Annotated in this window: 10 protein-coding genes; 8 read left to right on the plus strand and 2 right to left on the minus strand. The window is 47.3% G+C overall.

Annotated elements, in window-relative coordinates; translation table 11 throughout:
- Positions 1–246: 246 nt before the first annotated feature.
- The 6 genes from NC996_RS27720 (at position 247) to NC996_RS27745 (ending at position 4,830) form a co-directional block, all read left to right on the plus strand.
- The gene (locus NC996_RS27720; RefSeq protein WP_190527887.1) at positions 247–1,038 is read left to right on the plus strand and encodes a ChaB family protein; all 792 of its coding nucleotides are present in this window, start codon (positions 247–249) and stop codon (positions 1,036–1,038) included.
- Between the two features lie 220 nt (positions 1,039–1,258).
- Positions 1,259–1,423, plus strand: a complete 165-nt coding sequence (rd, locus tag NC996_RS27725) for a rubredoxin (RefSeq protein WP_190439734.1) — start codon at positions 1,259–1,261, stop codon at positions 1,421–1,423.
- A gap of 51 nt (positions 1,424–1,474) precedes the next feature.
- On the plus strand, positions 1,475–2,743 hold the full coding sequence (locus tag NC996_RS27730) for an NAD(P)/FAD-dependent oxidoreductase (protein WP_190684795.1): 1,269 nt from the start codon (positions 1,475–1,477) through the stop codon (positions 2,741–2,743).
- A gap of 116 nt (positions 2,744–2,859) precedes the next feature.
- Positions 2,860–3,909: a UDP-3-O-(3-hydroxymyristoyl)glucosamine N-acyltransferase gene (gene lpxD / locus NC996_RS27735; protein WP_190677678.1), complete on the plus strand. Its 1,050-nt coding sequence runs from the start codon at positions 2,860–2,862 to the stop codon at positions 3,907–3,909.
- Between the two features lie 170 nt (positions 3,910–4,079).
- Positions 4,080–4,388 (plus strand): WGxxGxxG family protein, encoded by a 309-nt coding sequence (locus NC996_RS27740; protein ID WP_190412755.1) that lies wholly within the window; start codon positions 4,080–4,082, stop codon positions 4,386–4,388.
- Between the two features lie 121 nt (positions 4,389–4,509).
- On the plus strand, positions 4,510–4,830 hold the full coding sequence (locus NC996_RS27745) for a WGxxGxxG family protein (protein ID WP_190684797.1): 321 nt from the start codon (positions 4,510–4,512) through the stop codon (positions 4,828–4,830).
- A 248-nt stretch (positions 4,831–5,078) separates the two neighbouring features.
- On the opposite strand, the gene NC996_RS27750 is transcribed toward NC996_RS27745, so the two are convergent.
- Both NC996_RS27750 and NC996_RS27755 read right to left on the minus strand, forming a co-directional pair.
- Positions 5,079–5,633 (minus strand): peroxiredoxin, encoded by a 555-nt coding sequence (locus NC996_RS27750; protein WP_190684800.1) that lies wholly within the window; start codon positions 5,631–5,633, stop codon positions 5,079–5,081.
- A 229-nt stretch (positions 5,634–5,862) separates the two neighbouring features.
- Positions 5,863–6,948 (minus strand): DUF3474 domain-containing protein, encoded by a 1,086-nt coding sequence (locus NC996_RS27755; RefSeq protein ID WP_339380275.1) that lies wholly within the window; start codon positions 6,946–6,948, stop codon positions 5,863–5,865.
- 166 nt (positions 6,949–7,114) lie between these two features.
- On the opposite strand from NC996_RS27755, the gene NC996_RS27760 reads away from it, so the two are divergent.
- Complete coding sequence (locus NC996_RS27760) at positions 7,115–7,324, plus strand: hypothetical protein (RefSeq protein ID WP_190684806.1); 210 nt, start codon at positions 7,115–7,117, stop codon at positions 7,322–7,324.
- Positions 7,325–7,394: 70 nt separating this feature from the next.
- Complete coding sequence (locus NC996_RS27765) at positions 7,395–8,300, plus strand: retropepsin-like aspartic protease (protein WP_190684809.1); 906 nt, start codon at positions 7,395–7,397, stop codon at positions 8,298–8,300.
- The last annotated feature ends 400 nt before the right edge of the window (positions 8,301–8,700 follow it).

Consider the following 8,700-nt stretch of genomic DNA (forward strand, 5'->3'; position numbering starts at 1 on the left):
ACGACAATCATCAAGTTAGGAAAGTCTATGCTAGTCATCGGAGAGATGAGTTTCATGGGTGGTACTTTGATTCTCAATCTCTCCCGTTCCTTTGTCTAATTCACATTAGACGTAAGTTTGTTAAATCATTTAGTATCTTTAAATACATTTAATATCAACCTTCGGGGCGATTCGCTGGAATTGTCATGTTCGCTATTCTCCAAGAGAAATTAACAAAAATTAAAAAACAAATTTCAGGAGAAGTGAATGACCGCGACAAACCCAACTACACAGCCAAGTGTTTCCACAGTAGAACGCAGTATCTCAGCCGTTTTCAAAGAACGCGAACAAATTGAGAAAGTGATTCACCGCTTGCTCGATCGGGGGATTTCCCGCGACGATATTTCAGTAATCGGCAAAAACTTTCATTCCGAAACTCGCATTGCTGGATTCATCACCAAAAAAGATGTGATTTTAGGCGGGCTGAGAAGCGGCGGCATCTTTGGTTCCTTGTTTGGTTCAGCCCTTGGCTTGCTGACTGGTGTGGGAGTGCTGTTCATTCCTTTTGTAGGTTCAGTCGTCGCGGCAGGACCCATTGGTGCGGCGTTGCTGGGTGCAGCGAGTGGTGCTTTAGCGGGTGCAGCGGGCGCTGGTTTAGTTTCTGCTTTGGTCGCTTTGGGAATGCCAGAAGACAAAGCTGCCATTTATCAAACTCGCGTCGAAGCCGGAGATTTTCTGGTAGTTGTAGAAGTCTCTGCCAATCAATCCGGTGAAATTCAGCTGCTGCTAGAAAGTGCTGGTGGCGAAGAAGTGCATACCAGCGAAACCACATTACCCCGCAAACGCGCTGGGAAACTGGAAAGTCCTAGCGATTTGTCCCCGGAAGTTCGTTCTCACCTCTCAGAGGATGCTCAAAGGACATTTATCGCCAATTACAACAAAGCGCTAGAGGACTCTGGCGATGAATCCAAAGCTGACCATCATGCTTGGGATGTTGTTTCTGATCAATTTGAACAAGATGAACACGGCTTTTGGTCGAAGGCTAAAGCAAAGTTGTAGCAACTGGGCGGTTGAAAGTGCGTCTACACTACAAGAGAATTAACCTGCTGGCGTGGGTTTCAAAACTTTTGATTCGGCTTAAGGCGAGTGCGATTCAGCGATAGTCCTTGGCTCAAAACTTAAGTTTCTCGAAGATGAACAATGGGTTCTGCAAAAGCCGATGTAATTTCGATTACGTCGGCTTTTAGTATTATGTATAGGCAAATGTTGAGGAGCGATAATGAAGAAGTATATATGTACAGTTTGCAACTACATCTACGATCAACAACAGGGCGACCCAGATAGCGGTATCCAACCGGGTACGGCATTTGAAGATATCCCGGAAGACTGGGTATGTCCTACGTGTGGAGCCACAAAAGGGGATTTTGAACCATACGACGGGTAGGGAGATGATATCGCATCTGTACGGAAAATATTCCGTGAAATCGGCAATAGCTTGATTGTGCAACCTTTAAAAGTAGTAGTGATTGGCGGTGGGGCAGCGGGGTTTTTTGGTGCAATTACCTGTGCCGAAACTTATCCCCAGGCGCAAGTAATTTTGTTAGAAGCAGGACGACAACCCTTATCTAAAGTTCGGATTTCTGGCGGCGGGCGATGCAATGTTACTCATGCTTGCTTTGACCCGGCTGGTTTAGTGCAATATTACCCCAGAGGCGGGAAAGCACTGCGGGGGGCTTTTAGTCGTTTCCAAGCTAAAGATACAGTCGTTTGGTTTAGCGATCGCGGCGTCCAATTGAAAACTGAACCGGATGGACGGATGTTTCCAATTACAGATAGTTCCGAAACTATTGTGGATTGTCTGTTTGAGGCAGCAAGGGCATCTGGAGTGCAGATTCGCAGGGGAACACCTGTTGATAAGATTTTCCGGCAAGTGACTTCATTGAATCAACCACTCGACACCGGCTTTGAGATCCAGTTGAAGTCAGGAGAGATCCTCAAGTGCGATCGCATTCTCCTCGCTACCGGCAGCAATCCCCAAGGCTACCGCTGGGTAAAAACTTTAGGACACACGATTGAACCACCCGTTCCCTCTCTATTCACCTTTACGATTTCCGACCCCCGGTTGCAAGATTTAGCCGGAGTCAGCGTGGAAAGTGCGCGTCTGCGTTTGGGTGTCGGTAAAACTCAGTTAGAACAAATCGGACCATTACTGATTACCCACTGGGGTTTGAGTGGCCCTGCTGCCTTGAAACTGTCGGCTTGGGCGGCTAGAATGCTGCACGATTGCAATTATCGAACAACGTTGCAAATTAATTGGCTACCCCAGTACAACCCGGAAAAGCTGCGGGAAATGCTTTTGGCGGTCAAGTCCCAACTGCCCCAACGCGCCATTTCTACCAGTTGTCCGCTGCCCTTACCTCGACGCCTTTGGCAGAGTTTAATTGCTGCTGTGGGGATTAGCGGGGAACAGCGTTGGGCGGAATTATCAAATAAAGTTCTCAATCAGCTAATTCAAGAACTTTCCGAGGGTAAGTACCAAATTCAGGGGAAGGGTGTCTTTAAGGAAGAATTCGTTACCTGTGGCGGCGTCAACTTAAAGGAAGTGAACTTTAAGACAATGGAAAGCCGCATCTGTCCGGGACTTTACTTTGCCGGAGAAATCCTCGATATTGACGGCGTCACGGGTGGCTTTAACTTTCAGAGTGCCTGGACGACTGCTTACTTAGCGGGTCAGGCAATGGGCAACGAAGAAATTAAAAATTAAAAATTAAAAATTAAAAACCCAAAAATTTAATTTTTAATTGTGTCTTGGCGGTGCGAATACTTGATGAATCTCTTGTATAGCTGCCAATTCATTTACAGTTGTCCATGAATATGCCGATGAAATTTCACGAAATTGTCGAAAAACTGGGTGCTGCTGCCGCCTGCAATAGTTTGACCTCAAATACAGATTGCAACCCAGAAATTACGGGAGTAGCACCCGTCGATGAGGCTGCCATTGGCACACTCAGCTACATAGAGGGTGCGAAATTTGCGGCTTTTGTGGGAAAAACCTTTGCCAGTGCCTTAATTTTACCGCCGGATGAAAAGCTACAAGCACAAGCATCTGAGCGGGGAATTGCCTGGATTGCGGTATCCGATCCGCGATTAATGTTTGCCGCAGCGATCGCTCTTTTCTATAAACCCTTCCGTCCAGCGCCTGGAATCCATCCCACCGCAGTCATTCATCCCGACGCCAAAATTGGTCAAGATGTTTACATCGGCGCTCATGCAGTCATTGAGGCGGGTACAGAGATTGGAAATGCCGTCATCATTCACCCGAATGTAGTCATTTACCCAGACGTGCAGATAGGCGATCGCACTGTATTACACGCTAATTGTTCTATCCACGAACGCACCCGCATCGGTGCAGATTGCGTCATTCATAGCGGTGCTGTCCTCGGTGCGGAAGGCTTTGGGTTTGTCCCCACTCCGACTGGCTGGTTCAAAATGGAGCAGTCTGGCTACACTGTTCTGGAAGATGGCGTCGAAGTGGGTTGCAATAGCACCATTGACCGCCCCGCTGTGGGAGAAACCCGTGTCGCCCACAACACCAAAATTGATAACTTGGTGCATATCGGTCACGGCTGTAAGGTAGGCTCCAACTGCGCCTTAGCCGGACAGGTAGGGATGGCAGGCGGCGTTACTGTTGGCAATCGCGTGCTGTTAGCCGGACAAGTAGGGATTGCCAATCAAGCACATATTGGAGATGGCGCGATCGCTACTGCCAAAGCAGGCATCCACAATGATATTGAACCCGGTGCCATTGTTACTGGCGTCCCAGCGATTCCCCACAAAGTATTCCTAAAAGCAGCAGCCATCTACCATCGTCTTCCAGAGATGTATCAAACTCTCAGGCAGCTACAACGACACCTAGGAGACAAGAAATAAAATTTACAGAAATGTATATACGGCTAAAGCCGTATATATTCATCTCCTGTAAAAGGCTTTTTCTATCTCTTGAGTGATAACAAACACAAGCAGGAGTTTCCAGCTATAGAGGGATTTGGATTCTCTTGATACTCGTATAAATTAAGAGTAACAAAAGAGGAGATTCACCCATGAAAAATTCAAACTTGTCTAAACTAATGAGTGCTGGTGTTCTTGCAGCTAGCGTCGCTCTGGTTCCCATGACCCTACCTGCTTCTGCCCAGACTGATACGACTACATCTCCCGGTACCACCAATACAGCTCCTAGCCAAGGCGTAGACAATACAAATACAAATACTGAAGGCGATCGCGGTTTTGATTGGGGTTGGTTAGGATTGTTGGGCTTAGCTGGTTTGGCAGGTCTTGCAGGTCGTAAGAATCACGAAACGACCGCTTACCGCGACCCCAACGAAGTCGGTTCCTCTACTTATCGCCGCTAAAGCTGATTAACAGCTTGTTCATAGACATTTATTGTCTGTCCGTCACTTTTAAAACCAATTTGCTGGATGTCGTCCTGTTGGAAATCCATCGATTGGAAACATAAGAACAGGAGATTTAAACATGAAAAATTCAAACTTGTCCAAATTGGTGAGTGCTGGTGTTCTTGCAGCTAGCGTCGCTTTGGTTCCCATGACCCTACCTGCTTCCGCCCAGACCGATAGTTCAGCTCCCGGTACCACCAATACAGCTCCCGACACCACCACCACTGCTCCGAGTCAAGGCGTAAACAACGCCGATTATGAAGGCGAGCGCGATTCTAATTGGGGTTGGTTAGGATTGCTGGGTTTAGCTGGTTTAGCTGGTTTAGCTGGTCGTAAACACGACGACCGTGTAGCTTACCGCGACCCAAATGAAGCCACTTCTTCTACTTATCGTCGGTAAAGTACAACACAAGTTTCGCCGTAGTTACGTAACATTGACAACTACGTTTTAGAAACAACTTTAAGAATTCCTGGTGGAGACAAACATCCATCAGGAATTTTGTTATTTATATTTTTTGCTAATCTAGCAATCTTCTTGAATGTGCATGAGCCAATCGGGAATACTGACAAGAACTTATTGCCGATGCTCTATGACCAGCTTGCACAAATGATGTTGATTTTCATGGCTTTGCTGAGTTATTAGCCGCTTTAGGATGCTGCCTGTAATTCATTGAGACGTACCAAAACCTCGGTACTGTGAATTGCAGGATTAATCCCTGTAAATGTCTCGCGTAGCACTCCCTGTGGATCGACAATGAAGGTATGGCGCATCGAGACAAATCCAATCCAAGAACCGTAAGCTTTGCTCACCTTGCCATCTATATCAGCCAGCAGTGGAAACTTCAGCTTTTCGGAATCGCAGAACTTGGCATGAGAATCAACAGAATCAGCACTGACGCCAATAATTTGAGTATTTTTATCCAGGTATTTCGGCAAGTCTTGCTGAAATCTGCGGGCTTCTAGAGTGCAACCAGAGGTGAAGTCTTGGGGATAAAAGTAGAGAACCACCCATTGACCCCGGTAATCGGAGAGGGAGACTTCGCCATCGCCGGTATTCGTTGGCAGGGTAAACTCTGGAGCCGATTGATTTACCGTGGGCAGCTTGCCGCCAAGTGCAGCCGCTGATGGTGTAATGCTCAACCAGGTGATGAGGGCGAAAAAACTTGCGAATAGAGTATTGAGGAAGATGCGACGGGAATTCATGATGAAAAGCGAAAACTGAACTTAACATAAGTTTACAGTTTTAATTCGCTCTCCACTTTTATCTGAATATTCCTGGTTAATGGGGGTCGCAGTCTGTCAGGCTTGCCGCGAAGGGTTCATTTACCATAGAGGCAAGGGTTGAGCGCATTGGGAATCAAACCATCAAAATTTTAATCAAGTAGGGGCGCAAAGCTTTGCGCCCCTACTGCAAACTCAAGAAATGACTGGATTAGCCTTTTTGGAGTTCTTTTTTAGGTTTGTAGTAAACCTTCGCCCCTGTATCCGTTACAAAATGACAGGAAGGGTTAGAGCGTAGGAAGGCTTGGAAAACTGACCGATTGGATTTTCGGTAGTAATTACCCAAAATGGGTTTAATCGCCTCAGTCGCTGTTTTCAGGTGGTAGTGAGGCATGTTGAGGAATATGTGATGAGCTACATGGGTGCCAATATTATGGTGGATATTATTGATAAACCCATAGTCGTGGTCAATCGTAGATAAGGCACCCTTGAGAAAATACCAGTCTTTCCCACGATACCAAGGAATATCTGGGTCGGTGTGGTGCAGAAATGTTACCAATGCCAGCCAGACAACAAAAACCTCGTAGGGGCCTACATAGTATTTGACCAGCCACATCCAGCCCCACTGATAAGTTAACCAGCCCAAGCAACCCAGCATCAGCGTCCAGAGGGTTGCGCTAGTGATGACATCCCATTTTTCTGAGGGTCGAAACACAGGGTTACTGGGGAGAAAGTGAGAACCAGGCTTTCCAGGAGTCCCTTTAAACAAGTACAACGGATAAGCCACCAGTAAGGCTAAGGCATTAAAGCGGACAAATTTTTCATACGCGGGCATCTCCCGATACTGGCTTTCTGTAACGGGATACCAGCTTTCATCCGTGTCAATGTTGCCGGTATTTTTGTGGTGAGTTCGGTGGCTGATACGCCACCCATGATATGGCACGAGGATGGGAATGTGTGCCAAATGCCCAATCAGGTTATTCACCCATCTTTTTCTGGAAAAAGAACCGTGACCGCAGTCGTGTCCGACGACAAACAACGCCCAGAACATTGTTCCCTGCGCCAACCAGAATACAGGCCAAAACCACCAGGAATCCAGGTAGCTAGCGATCGCGTAGAGGATGCCGATTATCCCTACATCCACTAGAAAATAAAACAGCGATCGCTTGGTTGAGGGCACAAAGCACTCTTGGGGAATGGCGGCTTTCAAGTCTTGAAGGGTAAAGGGGGGTTCTGAGTGACCCAAATATAATTCTTCTTCGACAGGATTATTTAACTCTATGAGCTTAGATTGCACAAAGTTTCCAATTTTACGTAACTGTAGACCAAAAGGCATTATTCTACAGCCGCGCCATCAGTGCAATTAACGCTATAAAGACCGATTAGTCAAGAGTATGGCTGTTGTTTACTTACAAAATCTATTCTGTGGAAAATGCGGTTGCTCATGTAGCATTTAGTATGGTATGGAACAAATACACTTTGATGCAGCCCTTGATGGAGGGACTGGCTTGAACGGGTTCGCAACTACGGCAAGTCGGGGCAACCAATCGGCTCCTTCTGGCATGGAGAGTTTCCGGGAAGCGATCGCGATTGGCAGGTTAAACAGTCATTCAACAAAAAGAAACTGGTTAAATCCGGAAAAATCTGCGGAAAAATCTTACCTTAGGGTGTAGTAAGACCCGTCTTGCCAGAAAAGCCGTGTCCTCTCCAAAATCAATTGCTTATAAGATCGGGCGATTAATCATGTGGAAACCCTCTCAAAGCCGTACCACCCTGATTGTTCTATCCAGCTCCCTGACGTTTGGGATTCTTGGCTGTAATAACGATGCAGCAAGCCCTCCTAGCCCACCAGCAGCCTCAGTCCCAGCGACGCCTGCTGCTAGTGCAAGTCCCGTGGCGGCTGTTGCCAGTTCTGCTGCTGCTACTCAACCGGCTAAACCTGCCTCAACAGCTAAGCCAAAAGCATCCACGGCGACTAAAAAAACACCCGTTAACCAACCGATTAAGACTGGCCCTGACACTTATAACGAAGCGATTGATACTGCCCTTGGCGCGATCGCGATTAGTGAATCTGCCAAAAGCCGAGATGATTGGCAATTAGTTGCCAGCCGGTGGCAAGAGGCAATTGAATTAATGAAAGCTGTGCCAACTTCTAGCCGCAACCATGCGATCGCTCAAAAGAAGCTGCCTCAATACCAGCGCTTTTTAGCCTCGGCTCAGAAACAAGCGGCTCCTCCGCCCAAGCCCAAACCCATTGGACCTGCAATCGTTAACAAACCCTTTTTCACGGTTCCCATCAAACGCCGGCAAGGGGACACGATTCCTGTTGTTGACGTGACATTTGATGGCAAAAAGAAATATGAAATGTTTCTGGATACAGGGGCAAGTAAAACGTTGATCACCCGACAGATGGCTTATGACCTAAAGGTGAAACCTGTAGGAATGGCGAACGTGAAGACGGCGAATGGAGTAGCTGGAATATACTTTGGGTTTGTTAATTCGATTCAACTGGGTGGGAATCTCGTCAAAGATGTGCTGGTAGGAATCGGACAACCCGACTTGGACATTGGACTGCTAGGACATGACTTCTATGACGGCTATGACATCACCATTAAAAAAGATGTGGTGGAGTTTCGTCGCCAGCGCTAAAGTAAAGAGCGCGATTTTCAATTGGTTACAGTGGATTTTGACCTCTTCCTACCCCTCCCCCTATAAGGCTACGGTGTACGGACAAAGCGCTCTCAGACCTAACCCCCAACCCCTTCCTTCGTAGGGAAGGGGAGCAGTATTCAAAGCCCCTCTCCGTGTCGGAGATGGGTTTGGGGAGAGGTCTGCCGACTTGTGTGTACACCGTAGCCTTATAGGGGAGAAAGCTAGATTTTCTGGCTTCTCTGTCCGAAAAGCGGACGCTTGGGGCGTCACCGTGCCGTTTAGTTAACGTGAGTTCGGGATAAAAAAGGGCGGAGCAGATACGCTGAAAGTGCTGAGTTCTCAAGTATCTACCCGCCCATGCTTAGTTTAGAAGCTTTGTTTTGCCACGTCGATGATT

It is taken from the genome of Trichocoleus sp. ST-U2, from assembly GCF_039961875.1.
Classification (GTDB): Bacteria; Cyanobacteriota; Cyanobacteriia; order Cyanobacteriales; family FACHB-T130; genus FACHB-T130.

Coding starts and splice junctions, on each gene's coding strand:
- NC996_RS27745 (WP_190684797.1), top strand. CDS start 4,510: ATGAAAAATTCAAACTTGTCCAAATTGGTGAGTGCTGGTGTTCTTGCA.
- NC996_RS27765 (WP_190684809.1), top strand. CDS start 7,395: ATGTGGAAACCCTCTCAAAGCCGTACCACCCTGATTGTTCTATCCAGC.
- NC996_RS27750 (WP_190684800.1), bottom strand. CDS start 5,633: ATGAATTCCCGTCGCATCTTCCTCAATACTCTATTCGCAAGTTTTTTC.
- lpxD (WP_190677678.1), top strand. CDS start 2,860: ATGAAATTTCACGAAATTGTCGAAAAACTGGGTGCTGCTGCCGCCTGC.
- NC996_RS27740 (WP_190412755.1), top strand. CDS start 4,080: ATGAAAAATTCAAACTTGTCTAAACTAATGAGTGCTGGTGTTCTTGCA.
- NC996_RS27760 (WP_190684806.1), top strand. CDS start 7,115: ATGGAACAAATACACTTTGATGCAGCCCTTGATGGAGGGACTGGCTTG.
- NC996_RS27720 (WP_190527887.1), top strand. CDS start 247: ATGACCGCGACAAACCCAACTACACAGCCAAGTGTTTCCACAGTAGAA.
- rd (WP_190439734.1), top strand. CDS start 1,259: ATGAAGAAGTATATATGTACAGTTTGCAACTACATCTACGATCAACAA.